Here is a 325-nt window from a genome sequence, read left to right as displayed (position 1 = left end):
ATCCTCCTGCTTCATAAGCCACTTTCCATTTCCGAAGTGTTTCATAAGATGGAATATTGAAAATCGCCGCTGTTTCCCTGATAGATGTCCCTTTTTCATTCATATAATTGAGTACATTCAGTTTAAACGGCACAGAGTAAGATGTATAGCGTTTTTTAAAAGCATTTTTACCCGAAAATTCATATTGTTTAATCCACTGGTGAAGTATACTGGGGTGAACCCCTATAGATTTAGCAATTGTTTTTCCACCTTCATTGCCACTTAAATACCGTCTCACTGCTCGTATTTTTTCTTTTGAAGAAAATTTAGACATAAAAAACTGCCC

General features: G+C 35.7%; 1 protein-coding gene. It reads right to left on the bottom strand.

The features are described 5' to 3' along the window. Positions 1-313, bottom strand: a 313-nt coding sequence (locus ACM6HU_RS01060; protein WP_141490420.1) for a helix-turn-helix domain-containing protein, incomplete at its 3' end; no start/stop codon positions are given. Positions 314-325 lie beyond the last annotated feature (12 nt).

It is taken from the genome of Bacillus sp. IT-79MI2 (genome assembly GCF_949768135.1).
In the GTDB taxonomy this organism is placed as follows: Bacteria; Bacillota; Bacilli; order Bacillales; family Bacillaceae_G; genus Bacillus_A; species Bacillus_A pseudomycoides.
Note: the sequence above shows the minus strand (reverse complement) of the source record. Positions and strands in the feature narration are given on the sequence as shown.